Raw genomic sequence first — 25864 nt, 5'->3', positions numbered from 1 at the left:
ATGAAAGTCATGACTTGCCCGCTCAACGGGCCGCGCAATATCAGCGAATTCACCTATGGCGGTGAGTTCAAGCAGATGCCCGATCCTCAGACCTGCACCGACACCGAGTGGGCCGACTACGTATTCAATAGCGAGGACTCCTTGGGCGTCGTGCGCGAATGGTGGATGCACAACCCTTCCAGCTACTGGTTCCTGGCAGAGCGCCACACTGGCAGTGACGAAATACTTCGCACCTTTGATCCTAAGGAAGTGTTCAACGCCCGCGTCGACTTCCATGCCGCCACCCCCAAGGAGACCTCCAAATGAGCCGCCTACCCGCTCCCATGGGCCTTCTAATCGACCGCAATCAGCCGCTTAATTTCAGTTTCGACGGCAAGCCATATCAGGGTTTCGAGGGTGACAGCATCGCCAGCGCGCTGCTCGCAAACGGTCGGTTTCTACTGTCTCGCTCGTTCAAGTACCACCGTCCGCGTGGCCCGCTGACCATGGCTGGGCAAGACGCCAATACCCTGGTGCAACTGCCGAGCGAACCCAACGTGCTCGCCGACAGTTACCTGTTGGAAAACGGCGTGCAGGTGACCGGGCAGAACTTCAATGGCTCGCTGGACAACGACAAGGATGCCTACCTCGGCAAGTTCTCGAAATTCATGCCGGTGGGCTTTTATTACCGCTCGTTCTACAAGCCAAAAGGTATGTGGAAAGTCTGGGAACCGATCATCCGCAAGAAGGCCGGTCTGGGTGTACTCGACCTGAAGTTTCAGCCCGAGTATTACGACAAGGTCTATCTGTTTGCTGATCTGGCGGTCATTGGCGCAGGCCCGGCCGGTTTGCAGGCCGCACTGACTGCCGCCAATTCTGGCGCCAAGGTGCTGCTGATCGAGCAACAACCTGTGCTCGGCGGTTCACTCACCTATGCCCGTTTCGATCTCGAAGGTACCCGCGCCGAAAACCTACGTCGTGAACTGGTCAGCGCCGTCGAAGGCCACGCCAACATTCATGTACTGAAAAAGGCGACCTGCAACGCCTGGTTCGCCGACAACTACTTGCCGGTGATTCAGGGCAAACGCATGTACAAAGTCCGTGCGACCCAGTGCCTTGTCGCCAGCGGCTCGTTCGATCAGCCGGTGATCTTCCGCAACAACGACCTGCCCGGGGTGATGCTGACCAGCGCCGCGCAGCGACTGATGAAGTTGTATGCCATTAAACCGGGCAAACGCGCTGTGGTTCTGACTGGCAACGATGACGGTTACCTCGCAGCGCTGGATCTGCACGAGCAGGGTGTCGAAGTCTCGGCACTGGTGGACATGCGGGTGAATCCGGCTGACCGAGCCCTGCTGTTGGCACTGGAGAAGCGCGACATTACCTGCCACCTCGGCAGTACCGTTTACGAGGCACTGCATGAAAAAGGCATGCGCCATGTCAACGGTGCCGACATTCGCAAGATCACCGGTCAAGGCCAGGTGGCCAGTAGCGGCCTGACCCTGGACTGCGACCTGCTGTGTATGTCCGGCGGTTACATGCCGGTGTATCAGTTGCTGTGTCAGGCTGGCGGCAAGTTAGCGTACGACGATCAACTGGCAGAGTTCACACTCACAGGTCTTCCGAAGAACCTTGGCGTCGCGGGATCCGCCCATGGTTATCACGCGCTGGAGAACGTGTTGGCAGACGCGACTCATGCTGCCGCAGAGATTGTCATCGCGCTCAATCTCGGCCTCACAAACAAACCTTTGCCGATGCACGCCGAAGCACAGGTCAACTTCCCTTGGCCGATCTTCCCGCACCCCAAGGGCAAGGATTTCGTCGATTTCGATGAAGACCTGCAAGTGCGCGACATCATCAACGCTACCAGGATTGGCTATCGCGACGTGCAGTTGGTCAAGCGCTACTCCACCGTAGGCATGGGGCCGTCCCAAGGGCGTCACTCTGCGTTGCCAACCGCGCGGCTGGTAGCCGCTTCGACTCAGCGCAGCATCAGCGAAACCGGCGTGACCACCGCGCGACCACCCTTTGAAGCGGAAAAACTGGCCCACGTTGCAGGCCGAGCTTTCGACCCCTATCGGCAGACGCCGATGCACAAGCGGCATTTGGACGCTGGTGCGAAGATGATGCCCGCCGGAATCTGGCAGCGCCCCGCCTACTACGGCAAGGCTAGTGACCGTGACAAGTGCATGCAGGCCGAAGCGCTGCATGTGCGCAACAAGGTCGGCATTATCGACGTCTCGACCCTCGGCGGTCTGGACGTACGTGGCCCGGATGCCGCTGAACTGCTCAATCGCATGTACACCTTCGCCTTTCTCAAGCAACCCGTGGGTCGCTCACGTTATGCGCTGATGACCAACGAACATGGCGTGGTGATCGACGACGGCGTCTGTGCACGTTTCAGCGAAAATCATTTCTACGTCACCGCCACCACAAGCGGCGTGGATCGCATCTATCAACAGATGCTCAAGTGGAATGCGCAATGGCGGCTGAACGTCGACATCGCCAACGTCACGGCCGCGATCTCGGCGGTCAACGTCGCAGGGCCGGATTCACGCAAAGTGCTGGAGAAGGTCTGTACCAATCTGGATTTATCGTCGGAAGGATTCCCGTATCTGGGCGTGCGTCAAGGTACGGTGGCCGGGATCAAGGCACGTCTAATGCGAGTCGGTTTTGTCGGTGAACTGGGCTATGAAATTCACGTCCCTGCCCGGCACGCGTTGAAGCTCTGGGACGCATTGATGGAGGCTGGCAAGTCTTTCGATATCCGCCCTTTCGGCGTCGAAACCCAGCGTCTACTGCGTCTTGAAAAAGGCCACGTGATCATTAGCCAAGACACCGATGGGATGACCCATCCGGCCGAGATCGATATGGGTTGGGCAGTCAGTCGGAACAAACCGTTCTTCGTGGGTCGTCGCTCGGTGGACATTCTCGAAGCCCAACCGCAGAAGCGCAAACTGGTCGGCTTCACCCTGCCTAAATCCAGTCCCTTGCCGCTGGAGGGTCATCTGGTGCTCAACGGCCCGGCCATCAGTGGCAACGTAAGCTCCTGCGAGTATTCGCAATCCCTCGGCCAGATCATTGGCCTGGCTTACGCAGGTTTTGATCAAAGCGCCCCAGGACAGCAGATTCCGATCCGCGTCGAGAACGGCGTAATTGTGCATGCTACCGTGGTGAAACTGCCTTTCTTCGACCCTGAAAACAAGCGCCAGGAGCTCTGACATGTCCAGCCTCAATGCAGAAAATCATATCGGGCTGAGCCCATTGCAACGATGCGCCGTGGTCGATTTGACCGAAGTACCTAGAGTCGGATTTCGTGGCACGGACAGCGCAGCGTATTTGCTGGCACGAGAATTCATTCTGCCGAACTCACCAAATCGTGCAGTGACTCAGGCGGACGGAAGCCATGTCGTACGGCTCTCGCAAACCGAATTTCTGCTCTTGGGCAGTTTGCTAGATCGTGGTGAGCGCATCGCTGGCGAAGAAGCACGTTGGGAAATGGATCACAGCGCCAACTACTTGCTACCTCGCGAGGACAGTCATGGCTGGCTGCTACTGAGCGGAGTCCACATTGCCGAGGTCATGGCCAAACTTTGCAGTGTCGACCTCCGGCCGCAGGCGTTTGCGCCTGGTGCCGTGGCACAGACACCAGCAGCACGTATCAACGTGATTGTGATCAATCTGGGTTCGGTAGCTACGCCAGTTTTTCATATCCTCTTTGATCGCGCTTCTCTGGACTATTTCAAGGGCGCATTGATGGATGCCATGGGAGAGTTCGATGGAGCCGAGCTAGACATCGAAGCGTCGATCTGAAACTCAACGCAGGCAACAGCATAGATTGTTGAGCAGCAAAGTCTGCTCAACAATTGCCGTCGAAATACTCTCGCTCATATCTCCATCAGAGGCCACGATGACCATTCTCGACACGCCGGATAAGGAAACTGACTACAGTGTGCCGGCCCTGGCTCGGGGGCTAAGCGTGTTAGGACTGTTCGATGCAAGCACACGCAGTCTGAACATCCATGAAATATCTGAAAGGCTGGGCGTCAGCACTTCGGCTGTGTACCGGATATTGTTCACGCTCATCAACACCGGCTATCTGAATAAGATAAACACACAGTACGAACTGGGCGCACGAGTCATCAGTGACGGATTTAGCTATCTGGCTAATCGCGATATTGTCGAAGTCGCTATGCCGCACCTCAACCTGTTGCGAGACCGTACTTCGCTGTCTTGTCATCTGACTATTCGTGAGCAGACCGACAGCCTCTACGTATACCGAGCGTTTGCCGCTCAACGCCTCTCTGTCAACATCCCCATCGGGACACGAATCGCTTGTCACTGCACAGCTATGGGAAGGATTTTGCTGACCGCGCTGGATGACATAGAGTTAGGGGCGCTCTATCAACACATCAGGCTGGACGACTATCCCTCACCAGCACCTCGAACTCTTCCTGAGCTCCAAGCCCTGATCCTAAACGACCGCCAGCGTGGCTGGGTGCTACATCGATCTGATTACTCAACTGCAATTGCTACATCGATCAAAGACCATAAGGGGGCGGTCACTGCTGCGATCAACCTTTCAGGCCCCGATGCAGTGATGGATCCTCCTGGTGCGCAGGATCAGTTCAAAAACTTACTATTGACGTGCAGTGCAGACATCAGCCGCGAGCTAGGCTATGTCCCATAATTGACGATTTGAAGCGCGCGCTGAACGCGCGATAGTTAACGCGACTTGCTTTGTTATCACGGAAAGTAACTGATGGTTGGCCACGTAGCTGTATTGACGCCAGTCCATTTGCCGGTTGCAACGGCGCAGCAACAAACTAGAGGGTTACCCATCAGGCACATGGCCATGTCGACACCTTTGCGAATAACGGCTCCCCTCTTTTGCCGATAACATGACTCAACGACGAGGTCAGGCCTGTCTCATTGTGCGTAAGGGCGGCGCAATTGCTATATTGCTACGCGAGAAAGAGGGTGAATTTCCCTTGCGGAATGGTCAAACTGCGGTGCCGGGAAACCTGATACGTCTTGGTGGCTTTCGTTCAGCGGTCTGCCGTCTATGGCGGCAAGCCCTCAAACGGCGCAGCCAGCGCAATAGACTTCAATGGTCACGCTACGGACGCCTCGCCGACCTCTACATACCTAGACCCAGAAATGCACATCCTTACCCTGAGGATCGCTTCGCGTCACATACCCGAGGCAGGAGCCGTATGCGGTAGTTCCGCACGTACGGATCTGTGCGGGGGGTGGCAGGTAACTGCCATCCCTACCGCGACCGTGTCGCCGGGAATCTACGGGCGTTGAACTGCTTGGCGGATCAGAAGCAATGGAGACCACACGTGAGAAAGCCACCTATGAAAATCATCATCGAAGAATGGGACGGCGACGGCGCAATTCGAATTCCCGATGAGGCGCTGCAGGAACTGGAACTCGATGTTGGCGACTCGCTGTATTTGATCGAGGAGTTTGTCGGCAATACGCGATGCCTAGTCCTATCAAAAAAGCCTCAAATGGCGAATCGAATACGTAGTGAGGCTGGCGACAAGGCAGTACCAATGCGCAGGGAAACCCGTGGCCCGGCCATTCTTTGATCGAATTCCAGGGGGGTGTGCAAGATATTACCACCCTCAGCTAGCGGCCTGTTTTACAATTGGTTTATCTATTTAAATTATTTGGCCGTATCTTTCTGGGCGAGTTCAATTAACGAACTACCCGTACTGATAACTAGCTACACCGTCCATTAACTTACTACGAATGCAAACAGATCACTGTTTCATAATGCACTCCGCCCTACACAGATACCTCTGCAATATAGCGGCCTATTTTTACGACACTGGACAAGTAATTGTCCGTGCGAGCAAACCCCATTCCAAACACCCTAAATTATTCTTGACTCCTATTTCTTACACTATGTTTTTGGGCATCACTATCAACATGGTCGGAACCTATCAAATCGGCAATTGCATCCCCAGACTCTACCCGAGACAGCCAATTCAACGCCGCTTGCTTAATCAACCAGTGCGGGGTTCGGTCTATAGAAGCAGCCGCTACTTTTAGTCGTTCAATATCCTTAATTTTTAGCTTAACTCCCAAGGTTGTTTGCGACATATAAACTCCATTTGTTTACTATACGGATACAACTCAGCCAAAGCGGTCGCGTCGCTGAGTGAAAATTCTACCGCCTAAATAAATTTATTCGTTGCATGCGCTTGTGAAATTGCATCGTTACACTGCTACCCGTACAAAAGCCTCGACCGCCTGGAATAGTGAACACACAGCCAGCAAGACGTTTTCCAACTGACAAATGGTGTTGATCGATAATTTCTCCAGTGAGTGAATCTACTCCACCCCAAAAGCTCAGACCAACATCCGCATACAGCAATCTTCCTTGCGCTGAGCCGTCAATAAGGCACCACCCGACATAGGGTTTACTTAACATTCGACACCTCCGATTCTCTATCAGCAGGCGGAGCACCTCGCATCTAGCGGCCTGTACGGGTAGTTCGTTAACCTAAGTCACCCAGAAACACGCGACCAAATATTTTAAATAGATAAACGAATTAAGCAAACACCCACTAGTTAGCGCCACACATGTTTAGCCGAGCAGCCTCCCTAATCGTTAAGAGTGGGTGTACCATTGTAACTAAGGGGAGAGGCGTCTAGTGCCACCTCTCCGGTGCTCAGCCACTAGTATTAAGGCTCATGCAACATGAACAGGCTTTAAGCGTTGAGACCCAAGGCTGCCAAGGCGACCCGTGCCGCAGCTAGATCCCAAGCCGCGGTTCCCACACTTTTGAAGACAACAGGGCGCGCAGGATCTAATTCATTATTCAGTGCGGTAGCTAAAGATTTGACGCGAGTCCAGTCAACGCCGGCTTGAATCAGGTCACCGGCCTCGTGCATGGCGCCTGGTGGATCGTCAGCATAAATATCGCTGCCCGACAATGTGGTCGCACCGATTTCCGCCATGTCAGGCTTGAATGCGCCTACCCCGATAACAAGACGACCAACCACGGCGTCTTCATCATAGACGGCTTTGGTGCTGGTGGTCACCGTGATGACTACGTCAACACCGCTGGGGAGCTCTACGGGGCATGGGCTCAAGTGTGGGTGGTACTGACTATTGCCAGTGCAGAAGTCCTGAACCATTTGCTCGTTCAGGCCTCGGACTAATACCTTAGTCTGCGGATGCAGTGCATTGATCGCCTGCAAGTGGTAACGAGCCTGAACACCCGTTCCGTAGAGGAGAATGACTTCAGGCTCTTTTTTCAAAAAGTTTCGAATGGCGAGCATGGTAACTGCAGCGGTTCGTCTGCCTGTCAGTTCAGGGCCATCAAGAAGGCACATCACTTGGCCTTTCGCCGAGTCACAGACGGTAACGGTACCGTTGATAGTGGGTAGTCCCAGTTTAGCATTGGATGGCATTACGCATACCAGCTTATGGATGCAAATGTCATGCGTCGTAGCCGGCATGCTCAGGAGGACATTCTCTCCGCTTATTGGGACGACCATTCGTTCAGGGCTAAGGATAGTCCCGCGCTCCAACTCGGCTGCAGCGACTGCAACCGCATCAACGAGCCGTTTAAAATCTAATAATTTAGCTGTTTCTTCTTGGTTGCACACTGGAATGGGCAAAGCGTTACCATGGGTAGACATAATGATCCCTATACCTCTCTCGGTTGTTTTGTTGCTTTTGGTAAATTTTTTGCGAGTAGTTCTCAGTTTTAAATCTAATGACGAGAGTTCACTCGTGCGCTCAGGAGGCCGCACTTAGCCATAGGGCAAATAACGCCTCGCTAGAAAATTACTGAGTTGCGCAAAAGCTAACAACGTAGACTTAATTTTGTAAACTTATTTTTGACAAGCTGCTGAATAATTCGAACATGCGAATCTTCAGCAGCCTCGGATTAATTAGATTCTCTCTTCTTTATTGGTCAGTTGTGCAACCCTTAACCTGTCGGGGAGTTAAAATCGCCAGACAGAACAAAACGTGTGGCTTTAAAAGGTGAGAGATCGATTTTGTCTTCGCCCAAAATCATCCGGCTACTGATAAGGTCTGCTGTTGCTGCCGCCAGTGTTAAACCGACGTGAGAATGTCCAAAAACAAAACCCAAGTTCGGAAATGCAGGGTGCGTATCGATAATTGGCTTCGAGTCGGGCAAGGTGGGCCGCATCCCCATCCACTCAGAAGCTCCAGTGAGAAGATGTTCGGAACCAGGAAATAGGCCATTGAAATGCCACCTCAGCGTATCAAAGCGCTCCGGAACAGGTGGCAAATCCACTCCGCCCATCTCACTGAAGCCTACTACGCGAAGGGCTTCATCCAATGGGTTGAAGAAGACATTTCGATCCGCCGAACATATCGGCCCGTTGAGAAGACCCTTCGCTCGCGTGAGGTTCAAGTGGTAGCCGCGTTCGGCCATAAGCGGCACACGCAATCCTAGAGGTTGCATCAACTTGGCGCTATGGGCTCCTGCACAGACAACTGCATGAGTAAAAGACTTCTGAGCGGTAGTAGAGGTAACCGTGACAGATCCAGATATGGGGCGAACCTCCCACACGTCCTCTTTTTTAAGTTTCCCGCCACGCAAGGTGAAAGCTTTGAACAGCGCCAGGCTAAGTTGGTACGGGTCTCGCACGCGATGAGCATAGGGTAGAAGCACAGCATGATGGACTCGGCCCTTAAGCACAGGCTCCAACTCAGCGACGCGCCGCTGGTCAGCAAATTCAGCTTCAGTGCCCCAGTGGTTGTAAAAGGCCTGTTCCGCGCGGGCTGCCGCCACTCGGGTACTATCTTCCCATACCTTCATATAGTGAGTCGGAACCAACTGATCCAGGAGCCGCTCCTGCCCTAGTAGGTCTTTCCAGGCGGGGACTGCGAGTCGCTGAAGGCTTGCCAGCGCTTGACGTGTACCTTGAACCACTGCTGGTCGTGCGGAAGCCGCAAAGCGAAACATCCACGGTACGCTTTGGGCCCAGTTGCCCAATGGGACACGAAGCGCGCCGTGACGATCGAGCAGCAGCGGGATCGCTTTTCGAATCGCCTGCGCGGTAGCAAGTGGATTCACCAATTCGGTCGCAATGAAACCGGCATTTCCGAAGGATGCTCCGAGCCCTGGGCCTTGGCGATCGTAAAGAGTAACCGCAAAGCCCTTCTCAATAAATTTCAGGGCTGTACATATTCCTACGAATCCCGCGCCGATCACGGCACAGCTGGGTTTGCTATTCATGCTGTATTTCGCCTTAACACGCTACGTTCAAGGAATAACTGGGGTCTGACTAAAATAAGATCCCGTGCAATTCATTTTATTGAGCGCAAAAATTCAATCGTTTCTGGCCGTGTTGGATTTCCGATCACTTGGTCTGGGGTACCGATTTCATGTACTAGCCCGTTCCGGAAAAATGCCACGCGGTCTGATACGTCACGAGCAAAACGAATTTCGTGGGTTACCAAGACCATCGTCATACCGTCTTCGGCAAGCATGCGCATTGTGTCAAGTACTTCGCCCACAAGTTGGGGGTCAAGAGCAGATGTTGCCTCATCGAACAGCATATAATCAGGAGACATCGCGAGTGCGCGCGCAATTGCCATCCGCTGTTGTTGACCGCCGGAGAGCTTCCCCGGGAAGGTTTTTAGCTTTTCACCCAGCCCAACGTGCTGCAATTGCTGGACTGCGATAGCTTCGGCTTCTTGTTTAGACTTCCCCAGTACCTTTCTCGGCGCGAGCATAACGTTTTCAAGCACAGTGAGGTGCGGAAAGGCATTCCACTGCTGAAAAACAATGCCTATTTTCTGGCGAAGTTTATTGATATTGGTTTCTTTATTATGCACCTCTACGCCGTCGACTCGAATGCTGCCTTTCTGAATCGGTTCGAGCCCATTGATACACATAAGCAGAGTTGACTTTCCAGAACCTGAGCCGCCAATGATCGAGACGACCTCCCCTTTCTCAACTTGCAAGCTTACGCCTTTAACAACTTCCAGTTTGCCAAAAGACTTATGAACGTTGGTAATCTCAATCATTTTGCCACCTCTTTTCTAGACCGGCCCCTAAGCGCGCCACCACCAGGCTCATGACATAATAAATAATTCCCGCGATACAAAGCACTAATAACGGCTCTTGAATACGCGTAACGATAGTTTGAGATGAACGCAGAAGCTCAACTATACCAATCCACATCACTAGTGCGGTGTCTTTCATCAATCCAAGCACGAGGTTCAGCCAGCCCGGGAAGCTTACACGCATAGCCATAGGCAGAACTATGTAACGCATATCTTGCCAATAACTCATTCCGAGCGATCGACTTGCACGCCTGATCGATGGTGATACTACCAACACACCGCTACGAACTATCTCTGTTATGTAGGCCGCAGCGTATACACCCAGCACTACACACCCTACGGTGAACGCACTTATATTGAGACCGACAATACTTTTGAGTGAGTTTACCAACACAAACTGTATCAGCAACGGTACGCTGCGGAATATATCCAACACCCACGCCAGCGGCATAGAACCATAAGGAAATATCGCACGGAGTAGACCAAAAATCACCCCGGCGAATGTACCAATAATCATTGCGACAAATGTTAACTGCAGGGTCACCCATGCGCCATGCAACAAAAATAACAAGTCGCTAGCAGTTAGGCTGGTGGAGAACATTTACAGCTCCTCAGTAGCGGAATAGTCGCCAGCTCATTAGGCGCGCCAGGACAACAATGAGTTTGGCGATCAAGTAATAAAGCACGGCTGCGATGGCAAAATACTCAAAGGTTCGGAAGGTCTTTACGTTGTAACTCTGAGTGATGCCTGTAAGGTCGTCAGTGAGACCAACAATGACCCCCAAAGAGGTCATCAAGACTGCCCAGACCATCTGGTTACTCAGCGGATAGAAAACTATTCGGAGCAATTGAGGAACTATGATCATGCGATAGGCCTGAAAGGCACTCATGCCCAATGATCTCGCTGCCCGCATTTGAGTACCAGGTACAGCCTTAAGCCCTCCACGGAAATATTCTGCCAAATAACCTGCGTTGTTGAATGTAATACCGGCCAACAACGCGGCCCAAGAACTCACATGAATCCCTAGAGAGCCCAGTCCAAAATACAGGATGTATACCTGGAAGAGCGCGGGCGTATTCCGCGCTAAAGAAACCCAACTGTTCCCGAACCCTCGCATGAAAAGGCTAGGCGCCTCACGCATCACGGTCAATGTCAGGGCTAACAGTACTCCGAAAATCATGGACAACGCCGCAGTCTCAAACGTAACTAAGGCGCCTCCCAGCATGTCCGGTAGAGCTCGCAACGCCGTTCGCCACTGGAAAGAGTAATCAAACATAAATAATAATATCTCCGAGCGCTATTAGATCCGGCTCTACAGGGTCTCACATTGCAGACAAGGGGTGCTGAAGCCTAACGGCAACTCAATCATCAGTTTGCCAAAATTAATCCACCTTCGAGTATTTAGACCCGCACCGACGAAGATGGCACGAGCCTACTCTTTCTCAGGGGAGAGCGTTTGCTATATGCAAATTTTTAGATACTTAAGCACCCGCACTAAATCTAATCGATCACGACAACAAACTTAATAGTAGACCTTGGGGGCGATAAGATCCGTAGGGGGCAACTCTGCACTAATCCATTTCTTGTTGAGTTCTTCGTAACGGCCGTTCCGCACTTGCTGATTAATGAAAATATTTAGATAGTTGAGTAGTCCATACTCATTCCGCTTTACGCCCAAGGAAACGTAATCCAGAGTGTACGGTGCGTTGCCTGCGATTTTGAGATTCTTGTATTTACCGGACTTGATGGTGGCAACCGCAATGGTGTTGGTGATTACCGTAGCGTCAATATGCCCTTGGGCCACAGCGAGGATGGTATCATTCTGCGACTGGTAGGCCCGATAAGTCCCGACCCCCCATTTTTTTACGTCTTTTTCAAGAGCAATACCCTCGAAATTGCCCGCTGTGTTGCCAACTGCTCGCCCTTTCAAATCATCGAAGCTATTAATCTTCGCATCATCGCGAGTGAGCACGACCAGTTGGAAGGCAAAGTATGGAATCGACATGCCGATGGTTTTTGCTCGCTCAAGCGTATCGGAGGTGGAAGCCACAATGACATCTGCACGATCAGACATCAGCGCTGGAATACGATCGGGGAAAGGCGTTTCTACAATCTCGGCTTCTACGCCCAGCACCTTCGCCAAGTCATTGCAGTAATCTACGTCAAAGCCTGCAGGCTTGTTCGCTTCGTCCCTAAACCCCATTGGCGGAAAGTCCAGTGTTACGGCGCAGCGAAGCTTGCCCGAATCGATAATGCTATCCAGCTTGTCTGCCTGGACGGTGCCGGCATAGGTGCCGCCGATCATGGCTGTGAAAAGAACCGCATGAGCCAATTTTTTCATAAAAACCTCGAAATAATCTGTAGCGACGGATAATTTGTTTCGTATACGAATGTTTATTTAGCAAGCGACGTGCCATTTCGTCAACGGGATCACTTTCGTTGCCTAAATCGGCGCGACATAGCGGGTTCAGGCCTGATTAGCGTTTGCTAAATAGGGTGGGCTCGTTTTCGATTGATGGCGAAGTGTTACAAATTGGAGCACTCCTCGTACCAGGCGCCCCGAACGAGGTCGGTTCGGTAACATTTTTATCGGCTAATGATATGTGGAGACCGTAGACCAAAAAGCGTGCCTTGATGTGAAGCATTAGTGCCGCGCGGCTGGGTTGAAAGAGTCGTTTACTCCCTGAGCTAGGCCACCAGCTATCGGTCGCGGTAGGGATGGCAGTCACCTGCCTCCCCCCGCACAATCCGCACGTACGGTATTACCGCATACGGCTCCTGCTTGCTGTGGTCGAGGCGTAACCGTCCGAGCTACACCGCCTTGCATCTCAGACCCTAATCTCCTTTAACAATTGGTTGACACGTTCCCATTCAAAAACTGCTGGATCGAAGGTACTGCCATGCCACTCCAGCATGTCTTCATGCTCTGGGTGGTTGGGGTCAGCCATCACTTCAAGAAAGTCGGCATAACCCGGCCCACCGCCAATATCCTCCGGTGGGCAAGCATTGGCGCCGTCGATGCAATACGGCACTTGAGGACAGGTTCCAGCGGGCAATTTCTTCTCGACTTTGATCCGGTGATCCCAGCCGTCGCCAAAGTCGTAGAGGTAGCGGAACGACTTTTTCCCGTTCAACGCTTTGATCAGAGTCTTGCGGGTTTCCGAGTTCACGGGTGGGCCCCACCCATCTGAGTCGGGAGTACCGTAATTTTCACCGGCAATTTCAAACTCATGCATATGTCCGCCCTCCCAGCCCATCGCGAACTGGATCACCGTGTGCAATTTGCCCAAGGTGATATTCTCGGGCACCGCCACACGGCGCCAGATGGCAGGTTCGATCCACTTCAATTCAATGTGCAGTAGCAACAAATCAGGTTCGGGTTTTGGCAAGCGAACAGTTTTGACCATGGATCAGGCGGCCTCGCAGAGTTCCGTAGGGGTGAGAGAAACGTTCCAGGGCAGCAGTTCGTCGACCCGATTGATCGGGTGTTCGGCGATGCGCTCCAGCACGTGTGTCAAATAGGCTTGCGGGTTCAGGTCGTTGAGTTTGGCCGAACCCACCAGGCTGTAAATCGCAGCCGCTCGTTCTCCGCCGGCATCGGAACCGACAAACAGGTAATTTTTGCGACCCAACGCCAAGGCGCGCAGCGCCCGTTCGGCGGCGTTGTTGTCGATCTCGACTCGGCCGTCATCACAGTAGCGCGTCAACGCCTGCCACCGATTGAGGGCATAGAGGATCGCACCGCCTAATGCCGATTTTTTCGACAGTTGAGTCAGCGTCTGGTTAAGCCAAGTGTGTAGTTGTTCCAGCAGCGGACTTGCTCGGCTTTGCCGAACCGCTTTTCGCAGATTGGGCGGTTGTCCTCGAATCTCACTTTCGATGACATACAAAGCCGCAATCCGTTGCAGCGCCTCGGCGGCAAGTGGTGAAGCCAGGTCTTTGTAGACATCGTAAAACTTGCGGCGGGCGTGATCCCAGCACGCGGCTTCCTCAGTAGTGCCCGTGGCATACAGCTGAGCAAAACCGGCGTAGCCGTCAGCCTGCAAGATACCGCTGAAGCTCTTGAGATGAGCGCGGGGATGTTGCCCCATGCGATCCGGCGAGTAGGCAAACCATACCGCCGCCGGTGTCGTGTCACCGGCAGATCGGTCGTCCCGCACGTAAGTCCACAGACGAGCCGTTTTGGTCTTGCCGTTGCCCGGCGCGAGCACGCCAATCGGCGTGTCGTCGGCATGGACTTTATGGCCGCTCATGACATGGCGCTCAAGGGCGTTGATCAGTGGTCGCAGCAACTGACTGCTCTGGCCGACCCAGTCGGCCAGGGTCGTCAGTGACACACTGCCGCTGGTTGCTTGCGGCCAGACAAAGCGTCCTTGCTCCAATCGTTTGCAAAACAGGCACAAACCGTCGCCATCCCACCACAACAGTTTGATCCGGTCACCACGCCGTCCGCGAAAGGCGAAGATCTGACCGGAGAAGGGATCGGCTTCCAGCTGTGTCTGCACCAGTGCCGCTAAACCGTCGAAGCCACGGCGCATGTCCGTGACGCCGGCGGCGATCCAGATACGGGTTCCAGCGGGAGGGGCAATCATCGCAATAACTGCTGCAAGACGAGTTGCAGCGTCTGCGGGTCTGGTGCGCCCGTGATACGCAGCTTGGCTTTTCCTACCTCAACTGCGATCTCGGAATAACACTCTGCCTGTGGCTGGACGACTTGCGGCAGATCCATTGGCGCCTCGATCACCTGGACTGGCAAAAGCGTTGCACTCTGACTAACCGGGCCGAATAGTCCTTCTTGGTATTGCTGCCGCCAGCGAAATACCAGGTTGGCATTGACGTCATGTTCGCGAGCGATCAATGACACGGAGGCGCCAGGCTGGAAGGTGGCTTCGACGACTTGGCGTTTAAAGTCCAGCGGAAAGTTGGGGCGGCGACCGGCTCGACGGGCTGGGGCAACTGTATCCAAGATAGTGTCCATTAAAAAATGGTGTCCACTATCTTGGCCAATTTGGAGGGCTGTCAGGAGAGGGTGCTGGCCGGACGGTTAGTGCGCCAGTTAAAGCTGGCGGAGGATAGTCGATGAAAGTTCGATACTGGTAAGAAATGGCGAATCAACCAGACCCCAAGTCATGCATGTTGCACCGTGAGGTGCAGGGTGAAGCGTTGACAGGGGAAACCGATGGGCCAGCCATTGAGCCGCGTAATCAGGAATTCGGGATGCCGATGCTGTTAACCGAAGCAGAAGGCAATACGGAGCATGGCGATATACGCCAGTCATGCTCTGATCCCGCGCGGTCGGAGACCCTGTGCACGTCGGGAAGTCCTTCGCACAGAAACTGGGAGATCTCAGCGGTGCCCGGTGCGCAAGCACCGGGCGGAGCAGGAAAGGCCAAAAGCCGTAACCCTGCTGTCCACGTCGCTGAGAAGTCGGATACGTCCGTAGTACCTGAGAAGCCATCGAACAAAGGGCCTGGCCCTGCGGAGATAGTGGAGGAAAGGGACGTAGCCAAGGGAAACACCGACAGGCCTCCCGCGTCCCGGACACTGAGCCGGATCAGTTGCGCGTCGATGGGACTTGAAGGTGTACGTGAAGCGGGGTATGCGATTCACGGCATTGCTGCACCACATTACACCGCAGTTATTGGCGCAGAGCTTCTATGCACTTCGCCGTGATGCTGCGGTAGACGTGGACGGTATGTCGTGGCGAGAATATGAGGAGGGTCTTCTCCAGCGGGTGACCGAGTTGCACGGAAGGCTCCAAAGTGGAGCCTATCGGGCAACGCCGTCGCGACGGGTCTATATTCCCAAAGCCGACGGCAGGCAGCGTCCGCTGGGTATTGCCTCTCTGGAGGACAAGATCGTACAGCAGGCGGTTGTTACTGTTCTGAATGCGATCTATGAAGAAGACTTTCTGGGATTCTCGTACGGGTTTCGGCCGGGACGCAGCCAGCACGATGCGCTGGATGCGTTGACGGTCGCGCTCAAGGGCCAGAAGGTGAACTGGATATTGGAAGCGGATATCACGTCGTTCTTTGATGAGATCGACCATGAATGGATGCTGATGTTTCTAGGACACCGGATTGCAGACCGACGCATGCTCGGGCTCATCTGCAAATGGCTTCAGGCGGGAGTAATAGAGGATGGCCGTAGGGTGGCTGCGACCAAGGGGACTCCCCAAGGCGCAGTGATCTCGCCGCTGCTGGCGAATATCTATCTTCACTACGTGCTGGATCTGTGGACAAGGCAGTGGCGCCAGCGGCATGCCCGTGGCGATGTTATTGTTGTGCGCTATGCGGACGACAGCGTGGTGGGTTTCAGGACGCAATGGCAGGCTCAGCAGTTTTTGGTGCAGTTGCAGGAGCGCTTGGCCAGGTTCGGTTTATCCCTCAATGCCTCGAAGACACGGCTGATTGAGTTTGGTCGTTTTGCTGCGAGAAATCGTAGGAAGCGAGGCTTAGGTAAACCGGAGACTTTTGACTTCCTGGGCCTCACACACTGTTGTAGTACCAACAGAAGCGGTGGGTTTCAAATTCTGCGACTGACGGTCAAGAAGCGAATGCGTGCGACGCTGCTGGCTATTCGGGATGAGCTGAAACGTCGACGCCACGAATCTGTTCAAGTCGTGGGTCAGTGGCTTACCCGGGTGGTCACGGGATACTTCAACTACCACTCGGTGCCGGGGAACCTGATACGTCTTGGTGGTTTTCGTCTGGCGGTATGCCGTCTATGGCGGCAAGCCCTAAAACGTCGCAGCCAGCGTAATCGGCTTCAATGGTCACGCTACGGACGCCTTGTCGACCTCTACATACCTAGACCCAGAAATGCACATCCTTACCCTGAGGATCGCTTCGCGTCACGTACCCAAGGCAGGAGCCGTATGCGGTAGTTCCGCACGTACGGATCTGTGCGGGGGGTGGCAGGTAACTGCCATCCCTACCGCGACCGTCGAGGCAGGCATGATCGAGGATGGTCACTACAGTCTCCACGTCGCCAGTTGCAGGTAGCACTTTTGCCGCGAGCGAACGGAGTCCGCTGTGCAATGACCCCTGCTTGATACCAGACTGCTGGCCCTCCACGGGCACTTTGTTAGCATTAAAATAGGATTACGTGGTCAACCAGGACTCTACGGTGTCCGAACCAAATTTTGCTTTCCACTCTTTCAGCGTTTTGTGGTTGCCGCCTTTAGTTTCCACGACTTCGCCAGAATTCGGATTTTTGTATACCTTCACTTGACGAGGCTTACGGGTGCCCGCTTTGGATTCGATGGCCGGAGCGCGACGGCGAGCTTGAGGATCAAGCAAGCTGATCACGTTCGGCAGGCTGTAGCCGTACTCACCCAGCAAAACGCGCAGTTTGCTCTCAAATTCCATTTCCTTCTTCAGGCCGGAATCACTTTTCATCGACTCGAGCTCCGCCAACTGGGCGGCCAGTTGTTGTTCAAGTTTACGGTATTCAGCCAGACGAAACATTGGTAATTTCCTTCAATTTGGATAACACGTAGTGTCGGGACACATAATAGATCGTTTTACAGCCCCAAATCTCTTTGGAGTTGCTCCTCTTGAATCTCCTCAGTTGCATGCCCACCCTTCACCAGATACCACTGGAGCTGAGAGCGTAGGTGGTCTTTGAGTCGAGACCGCAGTTCAAGGTAACCAGGAACATCAATACAGGATTCAGGATCAAGCCCTCGTTGCCGCAGCACTGCACGCAGTACCTGAACACCTAGCGGGCCAATGTCGGAAGCATGTAATCGCACTAGAGGATCATATCCCGGATGCCTCTTGAAACTATCCACGGCCCGCTGAATTAATGCTTCAAACGTTAAGGCGTCACACGCTTGCTGTGCCGATAGCCACACTTCAGATTCGAGTTCACTGTTCATTCACATATCACTCCTCGCTTACTAGGAGCTCCCACCCAGATGTTGTCCGACACGGGTATTTTTTAGAAAAATTACTCGTTGTTTGAAATCAAACTGGAAAGCAGCGGCTCACGCCGCGAAGTGGCGATTTTGCTATGCCCACAGGGCAGTCACACATCAGCGTCAACAGGATAAATCGCAAGAAAAGGCCAGAAGCAGGAGCACTGCAAAAGCAAAAATCACATCGTTTTGCCAGAAGGGTCGGTGAAAGGTGGAGCGCCGAGATCGCTGCTTTTTTGTTGGTCTCAAATAATAAAGATCCGTCGCTGAAAAAAAATTTCAAGGGGCCTTCTGAAAAAATATTTTTGTTGACACTGCCCAGCAAGAAATAATGACGGCCCAATACGCTGGCTTTCAGAGGTGTGCGATGGGTGCATTCAAATCTAAACGTCCAGCAGCGTACAATTGCGTATCCTGTTGGAACGCATGGGTCGTCCAGGAAGGTGGTGGCTTAAATTGAATCCGCCCCTGCAGATACACGCTAGCGCAGAATGTAAATGTATTAAGGGAAATCTTGATGGCGGTCGATTTGAAAAGCCTGTGGCAGCGCGAGCGTGCGAGACGGGCGGCTTTGTGGGATCTGGAGGGATTGCGACCCGGTGATGAACGCGCAATACCCCACCTGAGCATTCTCGATGAGATTGATCGGCAAGATCTCGAACAATCTCATGGGGAAGCTCAGCTCATGACGATTGAGGAGTTGCGAGATTCTGTGCCAGAAACGCCTTTCGAAAGCTGCGATGGCCACCATTTCGTGATCGTTCTAGACCAACACATACCTGAAGTTTGGCGAACGAGATTCGAAGCAGCCAATGCGCTCTCCGAACGTTTTTCTGAAGGAAGTTATGCCCACGACTGGCGCCAATTTCTGAGGGGCTGGATTCGAGACATGGAGCATTTAGCGGCTCACCGTCTCTCCTAATTTCCCCTGGTTTGCGACGGCGACTATCCCCTCCTCGCCAGCGGCCCGTCGCACAAAAAAAAGTCCTGAAAGCCGACATGGTTTTGACGCGCAAGACTGCTTAACCCGAGCCACGAGGTGCGGGCTGAAGTAAATGACGCGCATGGAAAAGTTTGGATCGAAGGTGTGGCGGCACATCAGCAATGTGGCCCGGTTACATACCTAAATCTATGCCCAATTGATCCTCCTTCATTTCGTCAGTTGCCAGGTCATTGACCACGAGATGCCATTGCAGCTGCTGACCCAGATGATTTGTCAGACGGGATCCGATCTCGATGTAATCCTCTGAGATGCTGGCATATAAACCTCGACTGCTCACTACACCTTGCAAAACCTGAACGCACGGTAACCCGAGTTCGGATACGTGAACTCGAGTCGGCCAATCATATATAGGTACACGCTTGTAGCTGGTGAGCGCCTCTTCAACCAGCCGCACAAATTCAGTGACACCACATGTCTCATATACTGAACACCAAATGGCTAAATCACGTTCCCTATACATCACTCTCCCTTATTACGAGGTTTTGCGTGGCATGAGCCGGTGAAACCCGAATTGGACGAGGATCAGAAAGCGAGCCTGCATCGTTTATCATCGAGCACGAGCGGTGCGTCCAGGTCAATGTCCCCATCACGACTAGCAAGGTGATGCGTGCGACCAACTCCAGTGGCAAAGGCCGCACTGTTCGGGCTGATGAAAAATGCCGGTGCTCAATAAAGTCAGCATCTGGGCTACTGCGCGTATTCATTCAAGAAACTCCCCGTTTGGCGTCCTGTTTGTCAGCGCGTAAACAGGAAAGCATTCAAGTGAGTACGCCGTGTTCGAGCTTTCCGATTAGATCGATCACGGCGCTCGCGCCCTCCTCCGTAATGAGCATTTCCAAAGGTGGCTTTGAGTTAAAACAACGCAGCGGCGAGCGTAAGAAAGCCCTGGCTGCCTGAACGTCGCCTTCGAACAGTTCGCAGGAAGCCCGTAGAGCAACAATCAATCCATACAGACGTCTGCTCTCGCACAAAGAAAAAAAACCTACCTTCGCCGCGCTCGACATGAGTTCGGAAGAAATACCGATGTGCTTACCAAGCAGCTCTTCATCGATACACAACATCTCGGCTAGAAACTGAAATGAGGGAAAAGGCATACGGCGCCGAACGACATCGTGAAGTTCAATGCCTGGCGAAGGCAAATTCACAGTGACCCAAATGTCTGTTTTCATGAATTCAACAAGGAGCTTTCCGTGAGTTCATGCGCAATCGCCTGAGGGTGACCAGTTGACGTGATCGAGGCATCGTACGCTGATCCAACGCTCCCCTCCCAAAGTCCCGGCTTGCCCACAAACCTCGCAGGTCGACATTGACCGCTGCTCTGCAGAAGTAACCATTTCACGGCACGCCGCATCACCACCGGAATAGTAGAAACGTAACCCCCCGAATTTTTCCTTGACCTGACGCACCTGAATCGACGGCAGCTCAGGGTGAGCATCCATGTAAATTTTTAGCGTGCGGCAAAGCTCATCGATTAAATCCAGCCAACCTGGCAGGCATCCGATTTCGCGAAGAGGCGCGCTACAGAAAAACGCTGGGTAACGATCACGCAGGACAGGCAGTAGATCTTCAATCATTGGATTTTGTGCTCGCTTACTAATACGCAGATAGTGCCTGGACAGCGGGAAAGCTCGCATGCTTGCGCGCGCCTTGGCCTGCCAGGATGAAGATCGTGTCGTCACTTTCAAAAAAGCAGCCATCAAAATCACGTTGATATCCGCTTACGATCCTATCGCCAGGCTGGTACTTGTTCTGGCTGTCGAATACCGCTGCATGGGCATACAAAAGTGTTGCCTCAAGCCCCTGCGCTTTGATTTCTCGCTCCTGAAACTCTGGGAGCATCACATCCAAAACCATCCAATGTCTGACGATGCAAAAAGGCCTTTCTCTGAAGGTATCGGCGGCCAGTACGATCAACTCATCGTCGCCAAGTTTTGAGCCTCCTAGAGGGCGTGCTGAGCCGAACAGTAAATCGCCCAGCAGGTCTGCATCCGTAACTCTTGTATTCATAATCTCGCTTCAACTCTTGCCGCGGGTACCAGCCCAAGAATCATTTTCCCGATCCCCGTTACCACCTGGATAACCCGAAGCTTTTTTGCGACGCGTATCCGCATTTGCAGATCGCTCAGTGATAAATCCGATTCATATAGAGGTTGTTGCCACCCGGCGCCCAGCTGACTACCAGGTACCGACTTCCTGCAACGGTTTGAAATATTGAATAGCCATTGACGAAGTCGACGCTTGTAATCCTGGACGTTCGTATGCTGGCGCCTTCGCGAAAACGCCCCGTTGTATCGCCATAAACTGTCCCCATCAGTATTGGAGGGCTATCGACAGCTGCGAGCAAATACGCGGAGATGGGCGTACCGAAATCCATTTCCATTGCCATGGCGACTGCTGGCGGAATCGATGGGCCACGCTCTACCTCGCTCATACCGCTGCAACTAAGAAGTGCCTCTGGGTCACCAAGGGTCGTATTTGGTCTTTTCTATGCATCATTCGAAATCCGCATATCATGAAAAATCGGACACCGACCTGCGCGCTGACAGCATTGGAATGTAGACACGGTCGATATGTGCCAGAACCGTTTCACAGGTTTGAAGGCGCACTTAGTGGGCGCATGACGTCTGACCGCACTCACGAAAGGTTGATCATCAGGTTGGGATCAAAGCCAGTGTCTTCATATGGGTAGCCGCGAGGGTTGGAGACCACGCGACACCGGCCCAGTGTGATGTCGATGGCCCGGTGTGTATGTCCGAAAATCCAAAGATCCGCTTTATCCAGAAGCTCGTGCCAACGGTTTGAGTAAGCAGCACTCAAATGGCCCTCATGCTTGTCACCCATTACCTCGGCAATTGGTGCGTGATGCGTCACGACCACAGTTTTGCCATTGAATGGCTCATCGAGCTCCTTAGAGAGCCAGGCAAACGACGCGTGGTTTCGATTGATGAGGTCGGACGGGCGCAGCCGGCGATAGTTTTCTCCAGTCCGAATGACCCGAAAATCATTCATCCAATCCCACGCAGTTTGGGTAGCTGCAACGACGTTCCCGGTGGACGAAAAATCAGTCCACGCAGTGGCGCAAAGGAACCGTGTTTGATTCCAAATGAAGGTTTCGTTTTCCAAGACGTGGACGTTCGGTAAGGCGACTTCCTTCATTTTGCGCAGCGTGTGATCGATGTGGCCACCATAGAACTCATGGTTGCCGCAGACGTAAATCACCGGGCAAGAAAAGGCCTCGCCGGCCCAGATGACGCCTCTCGCTTTCGTGTAGATGTCGCCCGCGAGGATGGCGACATCCGCGGCGCCGGCAGGCACCGCGAAGGAGGCGAACTCGTTGTGCAGGTCTGAGTAAATTTGGAGCTTCATGGTGAACAGGCAACTTCGATTAAGCGATATATTGATAGCCGTCTTACCGCTCAAACATTTCGGGCTAACCGATTAGGGACTCAAGGAAAAGATCAGCACGGATTGCATGCATCTGGCTCAGGCTCATCCCAGCAAAAGACGATCCATGTGAAAGCCGTGTCCAAGTGACAATCCCAGTAAGGGGACTATATTCCATGGATCGGGATTGATCAATATGGCTTTATCCTCAGCTTTGGGGATTTGTAATGCCGTTGAGAGTTCCGTTGGCAGCTGTCATCCGCCTCGTTCGGTCGGCCCGTGGCCTGGCGAAAGAGGATTTCCATGGCCAAGTGGATGCCAAGCATGTCTATAACTTGGAGCACGCCAAGGCCAGCGTAACCCTCGACACCCTGGAAATACTCGCTAACCACCTGGACGTAGAGCCGCTGGCTCTTCTCGCCGTTGCGGCCAGCTTTGAAAAGCAGCTGTCACCGGAAGACTTTCTCAAGTACCTCAACAAAGAGATCAAGAAGCTCAAAGATCTGGGGGTTTTGGAGGGATTGCCGGCGCAATTTGTAGGCGGTGCCTTAATACCCCGACTACCAGGTCAACGCACCTCGCCGGAGAAGGTCAGCGCGGTGCTCCGCTGCCGGGCACACGGACTGACTCAAAAGCAGGCTTCGGACATTCTGGGTATGCCGACATCCACGGTTGGTAGGATCTGGAAGCGCGTTGAAGAGTGACTGATCGCACCGGTAACACCTCGCCAGGTGCGATCAAAAGCAAAAAGCCTGTTGGGCCGCGGACGTTTTGTCTTATCTCGATACCGCCCTCTCAAAGGCCGCAAGTCAAGACAACCCCTAGAAATTCGCAGCGACTTTCCTTTAGCCCTCTACGCATCGAGGCCTTCCGTGCTCATTTTGGGCGTCACTTTCTTCACGCGTGACGCTACTCGGCCAATACGCTTCAGTGGCCCCGAACAATCATCCGAGGAAACCATCTCATTCAGGCGCTCGTGCGCATGTTTCAGGTCAAGGGTGCTCGCAACAAAACCGCTACACACCGCGTCAAATTTGATCAATCTAACTCTCCCCTGGTTTTATTTTGTGGAGCTTTCATTGTCAGTGCCGGGATGATCCGTGGTTTGCCGTAGCTGAGAGAGCTCCGCAGAATATTGCTCCGACAATCTTCTGGCTTCGGCCAATTGCGCGCTTGCCTGCGCCAGCCCCTCCTCTTGCCGCTTGGATTCGGCGCGTGACATACCAAGCTGCTCTTGAAGCGCTTCTCTCGCCCCGTCTGCCTTGGCAACTGCTGTCTTCATGGCAGCAATCTCCCTGGTCAATCGAAGCGCCGCGTCTTCGTTCATCGCCACCGCTTTGGCCTGCTGTCGCGCCTCGCTCAGCAAGCGCTCGTTGTCTCTATTCAGTCGAGTCAACTCATCTTGTTTGATCATCAACGACTGCTGGAGCTGTCGTAGCTCAACCTGCACTTGTTGCACTTGCCCTTCGTGTCGCTGTTGATCCTGATCCCGCTGTTCCTTGACCGCGTTGCGGTAATGCTCCAATGCTTCTCGAGAGTGAAGGTGCTTCTCTTCCAGAGAACGGATCTGCTCATCCTTCTCCTGCACACGAACTTCTAGGTCACTGCAATTTTGGCTAAGACGTGCATTGCGGGTGAGCTCAGCTTGAAGGCTCGCCTGGCAAATCTTTAACTCATCGGCTTGAAGCTCTAGCGCCTGCTTCTGACTAACCAATTGACGCTGCAACGAGGCGAGCTCGTTAATCGATCCATCGAGCTTTCGCTCCAGCTCGATGCGCTGCTCGTCGAAACGCGCTTGGGCGTGCGCGGTAGCCTCACCTCCCTCCTTCGTCATTCGCTCCAATAAGCCCGCTATAAGCTCGGTTAACTCGTCACTCAATCGTTCCCTAGAGGCACGCGGTCTAGGATCAAAATCTTCGATTTCCTTCAAATATCGATGAATTGTTGTCTTCGAGCCGGTATTACCCAGTTCGATTCGCACGGCGTCAATGCTCGGATTCTCTCCCCGAGCCAGTAGCGATTCTCGCGCTTTTTGGACAATCGCCTTATTAATTCCGCCGCGTGCCATTTTCCTCTCCTACGATTTCGTACTGTTTTACATACTACGTATATACATAGCACTTTACTTACAAAAAAAAGATAGATAACACCTATTTCTTTGATAAAATAATGGAGGCTTATGGCTTCTTGACTCTTAGGATGCTTCCAGATAACCATCAATTGGCGTGTGCGGGCATAAACGCTCCGATTTTGAAGGCACAGTACGATGGAAAAGGCAGATCGGTACCTCAGCGCTGGCACCCGGGAGAACACCCGAAAAAGCTACCGGGCGGCGATCGAGCACTTCGAGGTGACTTGGGGCGGGTACCTGCCCTCGACGGGCGCGGGCGTCGTTCGCTACCTGGCGGAGTACGCGGACAAGCTCTCCATCAACACTCTGAAGCAGCGTCTGGCAGCTCTTGCGCAATGGCACATCAATCAAGGCTTCCCTGATCCGACAAAGACGCCTGACGTTCGCCAGATGATCAAAGGCATCAGGGTCGTGCACCCTGCACAGGTTAAACAGGCCGCCCCACTGCTGCTGAAGCACCTGGAGCAAGCGGTCACATGGCTTGAAAGGGAAGCAGCAGTCGCCATTGAAAGCGGAGATTACAAAACGCTAGTGCGTCACCGTCGTTCGGTGGCGATCATTTTGATCGGGTTCTGGCGTGGCTTTCGAGGTGACGAGTTGGCCAGGCTAACGGTGGAGGACACCCAAGCCTCAAGCGGTGAAGGCATTACCTTTTTCCTACCCTACACCAAGGGTGATCGCCAGCACGAAGGCACAATATTCCAAACACCAGCACTGACGATGCTCTGCCCTGTCGAGGCCTACATCAACTGGATAACGGTTGCGGGGATCGCTAAAGGCCCGGTGTTCCAACGGATTGATCGCTGGGGCAATCTGTCAGGCAAAGCCATGCGGCCGCATAGCCTGATCCCCATATTGCGCCGCATTTTCAAAGAGGCAGGATTGCCAGCGGAGCTGTATAGCAGTCACTCAATGCGGCGCGGCTTTGCAACATGGGCGTCCGCCAACGGGTGGGACATCAAAGGGCTGATGAGCTATGTGGGCTGGAAGGATATGAAATCGGCGCTGCGCTATGTGGACGCCAGCATGTCCTTTGGTGGCCTGGCTGCAAAGACCGCCCCCGCGCGCTTGGAGACGCCCTAATCTGATGCGCCACGCGCGGGCGGGCTGTTCAAGAACAACGGATGCGGAATGGATTGAAGGCAAGGACTCCCCATGTTTCACACGTTGAATTCCTGCAGCGGCTGAAGAAAACGCTGTACGACGGCTAAAAGTGAGCTCTTTCAGTTCGGCGACTGGCCCAGGGCAGCAAGTGCCACTGCAGATTTATATGCAGCTCTGAATGGCAACGACCGCATTTATACGACTGGTAATTGTGCGACATCTCTCTGCCCCCGATTTCGTACGTCAGAATCAGCCCCTGCTGTCGTAGATTG

Annotated in this window: 25 protein-coding genes and 5 pseudogenes; 10 read left to right on the top strand and 20 right to left on the bottom strand. The window is 53.5% G+C overall.

Annotated elements, in window-relative coordinates; genetic code table 11:
• The 5 genes from ACYZT7_RS17095 (at position 1) to ACYZT7_RS17075 (ending at position 5576) form a co-directional block, all read left to right on the top strand.
• Positions 1–306, top strand: coding sequence for a sarcosine oxidase subunit delta (locus ACYZT7_RS17095; protein WP_461959755.1), 306 nt, complete (start codon positions 1–3; stop codon positions 304–306).
• Positions 303–3200, top strand: a complete 2898-nt coding sequence (locus ACYZT7_RS17090) for a 2Fe-2S iron-sulfur cluster-binding protein (RefSeq protein WP_462037506.1) — start codon at positions 303–305, stop codon at positions 3198–3200. The genes ACYZT7_RS17095 and ACYZT7_RS17090 overlap by 4 nt, the downstream gene beginning before the upstream one ends.
• A 1-nt stretch (position 3201) precedes the next feature.
• Positions 3202–3792, top strand: coding sequence for a sarcosine oxidase subunit gamma (locus ACYZT7_RS17085; protein WP_462037505.1), 591 nt, complete (start codon positions 3202–3204; stop codon positions 3790–3792).
• A 97-nt stretch (positions 3793–3889) separates the two neighbouring features.
• Entirely contained in the window at positions 3890–4669 is a 780-nt protein-coding gene (locus tag ACYZT7_RS17080; protein WP_461959752.1) for an IclR family transcriptional regulator, read from the top strand.
• Positions 4670–5324: 655 nt separating this feature from the next.
• On the top strand, positions 5325–5576 hold the full coding sequence (locus ACYZT7_RS17075) for an AbrB/MazE/SpoVT family DNA-binding domain-containing protein (protein ID WP_462037504.1): 252 nt from the start codon (positions 5325–5327) through the stop codon (positions 5574–5576).
• A 352-nt stretch (positions 5577–5928) separates the two neighbouring features.
• Here ACYZT7_RS17075 and ACYZT7_RS17070 read toward each other — a convergent pair.
• The 12 genes and pseudogenes from ACYZT7_RS17070 to ACYZT7_RS17015 form a co-directional block, all read right to left on the bottom strand.
• Positions 5929–6093, bottom strand: a pseudogene (locus ACYZT7_RS17070) (transcriptional regulator); the annotation flags it as partial.
• Between the two features lie 109 nt (positions 6094–6202).
• Positions 6203–6424, bottom strand: a pseudogene (locus ACYZT7_RS17065) (aconitase X swivel domain-containing protein); the annotation flags it as partial.
• Positions 6425–6705: 281 nt separating this feature from the next.
• Positions 6706–7641, bottom strand: coding sequence for a bifunctional Delta(1)-pyrroline-2-carboxylate/Delta(1)-piperideine-2-carboxylate reductase (gene lhpI, locus ACYZT7_RS17060; protein ID WP_461959750.1), 936 nt, complete (start codon positions 7639–7641; stop codon positions 6706–6708).
• Between the two features lie 293 nt (positions 7642–7934).
• Positions 7935–9215, bottom strand: coding sequence for an NAD(P)/FAD-dependent oxidoreductase (locus tag ACYZT7_RS17055; RefSeq protein WP_461959749.1), 1281 nt, complete (start codon positions 9213–9215; stop codon positions 7935–7937).
• 71 nt (positions 9216–9286) lie between these two features.
• A complete protein-coding gene (locus tag ACYZT7_RS17050) occupies positions 9287–10009 on the bottom strand; it encodes an amino acid ABC transporter ATP-binding protein (RefSeq protein ID WP_461959748.1) in 723 nt (240 codons plus the stop codon).
• A complete protein-coding gene (locus tag ACYZT7_RS17045; RefSeq protein ID WP_461959747.1) occupies positions 10002–10649 on the bottom strand; it encodes an amino acid ABC transporter permease in 648 nt (215 codons plus the stop codon). The genes ACYZT7_RS17050 and ACYZT7_RS17045 overlap by 8 nt, the downstream gene beginning before the upstream one ends.
• Positions 10650–10659: 10 nt before the next feature.
• Complete coding sequence (locus tag ACYZT7_RS17040; RefSeq protein ID WP_461959746.1) at positions 10660–11325, bottom strand: amino acid ABC transporter permease; 666 nt, start codon at positions 11323–11325, stop codon at positions 10660–10662.
• Between the two features lie 246 nt (positions 11326–11571).
• The gene (locus ACYZT7_RS17035) at positions 11572–12390 is read right to left on the bottom strand and encodes an ABC transporter substrate-binding protein (RefSeq protein WP_462037503.1); all 819 of its coding nucleotides are present in this window, start codon (positions 12388–12390) and stop codon (positions 11572–11574) included.
• 487 nt (positions 12391–12877) lie between these two features.
• Positions 12878–13456 carry a plasmid pRiA4b ORF-3 family protein gene (locus tag ACYZT7_RS17030; RefSeq protein ID WP_462037502.1) on the bottom strand — a complete coding sequence of 193 codons (579 nt, stop codon included), beginning with the start codon at positions 13454–13456 and terminating at the stop codon, positions 12878–12880.
• 3 nt (positions 13457–13459) lie between these two features.
• Positions 13460–14377 (bottom strand): annotated as a pseudogene (gene tnpC, locus ACYZT7_RS17025) (IS66 family transposase); the annotation flags it as partial.
• A gap of 6 nt (positions 14378–14383) precedes the next feature.
• A pseudogene (gene tnpB / locus ACYZT7_RS17020) lies at positions 14384–14641 on the bottom strand (IS66 family insertion sequence element accessory protein TnpB); the annotation flags it as partial.
• Positions 14638–14934, bottom strand: a pseudogene (locus tag ACYZT7_RS17015) (transposase); the annotation flags it as partial. The pseudogenes tnpB and ACYZT7_RS17015, both read right to left, overlap by 4 nt.
• Before the next feature lie 714 nt (positions 14935–15648).
• On the opposite strand from ACYZT7_RS17015, the gene ltrA reads away from it, so the two are divergent.
• Positions 15649–16935: a group II intron reverse transcriptase/maturase gene (gene ltrA / locus ACYZT7_RS17010; protein WP_462037501.1), complete on the top strand. Its 1287-nt coding sequence runs from the start codon at positions 15649–15651 to the stop codon at positions 16933–16935.
• A gap of 217 nt (positions 16936–17152) precedes the next feature.
• On the opposite strand, the gene ACYZT7_RS17005 is transcribed toward ltrA, so the two are convergent.
• Together ACYZT7_RS17005 and ACYZT7_RS17000 are read right to left on the bottom strand one after the other, a co-directional pair.
• Entirely contained in the window at positions 17153–17518 is a 366-nt protein-coding gene (locus ACYZT7_RS17005) for a histone-like nucleoid-structuring protein, MvaT/MvaU family (protein ID WP_462037500.1), read from the bottom strand.
• Positions 17519–17574: 56 nt separating this feature from the next.
• On the bottom strand, positions 17575–17931 hold the full coding sequence (locus ACYZT7_RS17000) for a hypothetical protein (protein WP_461959742.1): 357 nt from the start codon (positions 17929–17931) through the stop codon (positions 17575–17577).
• Positions 17932–18065: 134 nt separating this feature from the next.
• Between ACYZT7_RS17000 and ACYZT7_RS16995 the strand changes: the two genes are divergently transcribed.
• Positions 18066–18302 (top strand): hypothetical protein, encoded by a 237-nt coding sequence (locus ACYZT7_RS16995; RefSeq protein ID WP_462037499.1) that lies wholly within the window; start codon positions 18066–18068, stop codon positions 18300–18302.
• 185 nt (positions 18303–18487) lie between these two features.
• Positions 18488–18892: a hypothetical protein gene (locus ACYZT7_RS16990; protein ID WP_461959741.1), complete on the top strand. Its 405-nt coding sequence runs from the start codon at positions 18488–18490 to the stop codon at positions 18890–18892.
• Positions 18893–19085: 193 nt separating this feature from the next.
• On the opposite strand, the gene ACYZT7_RS16985 is transcribed toward ACYZT7_RS16990, so the two are convergent.
• The 5 genes from ACYZT7_RS16985 to ACYZT7_RS16965 all read right to left on the bottom strand — a co-directional run bounded on the left by ACYZT7_RS16985 (position 19086) and on the right by ACYZT7_RS16965 (position 22339).
• Positions 19086–19433, bottom strand: coding sequence for a hypothetical protein (locus tag ACYZT7_RS16985; RefSeq protein ID WP_462037498.1), 348 nt, complete (start codon positions 19431–19433; stop codon positions 19086–19088).
• A 298-nt stretch (positions 19434–19731) separates the two neighbouring features.
• Positions 19732–20142, bottom strand: coding sequence for an antitoxin Xre/MbcA/ParS toxin-binding domain-containing protein (locus ACYZT7_RS16980; RefSeq protein WP_462037497.1), 411 nt, complete (start codon positions 20140–20142; stop codon positions 19732–19734).
• A 27-nt stretch (positions 20143–20169) separates the two neighbouring features.
• Positions 20170–20547 carry a hypothetical protein gene (locus ACYZT7_RS16975; protein WP_461959739.1) on the bottom strand — a complete coding sequence of 126 codons (378 nt, stop codon included), beginning with the start codon at positions 20545–20547 and terminating at the stop codon, positions 20170–20172.
• A gap of 19 nt (positions 20548–20566) precedes the next feature.
• The gene (locus ACYZT7_RS16970; RefSeq protein ID WP_461959738.1) at positions 20567–20980 is read right to left on the bottom strand and encodes a DUF6957 family protein; all 414 of its coding nucleotides are present in this window, start codon (positions 20978–20980) and stop codon (positions 20567–20569) included.
• A 627-nt stretch (positions 20981–21607) separates the two neighbouring features.
• On the bottom strand, positions 21608–22339 hold the full coding sequence (locus ACYZT7_RS16965; protein WP_462037496.1) for a metallophosphoesterase: 732 nt from the start codon (positions 22337–22339) through the stop codon (positions 21608–21610).
• A gap of 263 nt (positions 22340–22602) precedes the next feature.
• Between ACYZT7_RS16965 and ACYZT7_RS16960 the strand changes: the two genes are divergently transcribed.
• On the top strand, positions 22603–23061 hold the full coding sequence (locus tag ACYZT7_RS16960; protein WP_462037495.1) for an XRE family transcriptional regulator: 459 nt from the start codon (positions 22603–22605) through the stop codon (positions 23059–23061).
• Between the two features lie 356 nt (positions 23062–23417).
• On the opposite strand, the gene ACYZT7_RS16955 is transcribed toward ACYZT7_RS16960, so the two are convergent.
• Positions 23418–24425: a DNA-binding protein gene (locus ACYZT7_RS16955; RefSeq protein WP_462037494.1), complete on the bottom strand. Its 1008-nt coding sequence runs from the start codon at positions 24423–24425 to the stop codon at positions 23418–23420.
• A gap of 198 nt (positions 24426–24623) precedes the next feature.
• Between ACYZT7_RS16955 and ACYZT7_RS16950 the strand changes: the two genes are divergently transcribed.
• Positions 24624–25571 carry a site-specific integrase gene (locus ACYZT7_RS16950; RefSeq protein WP_462037493.1) on the top strand — a complete coding sequence of 316 codons (948 nt, stop codon included), beginning with the start codon at positions 24624–24626 and terminating at the stop codon, positions 25569–25571.
• The last annotated feature ends 293 nt before the right edge of the window (positions 25572–25864 follow it).

The organism is Pseudomonas sp. RT4P38 (assembly GCF_054897765.1).
The sequence above is the reverse complement of the archived record's forward strand: the minus strand, read 5'-3'. Positions and strand labels throughout refer to the sequence as shown.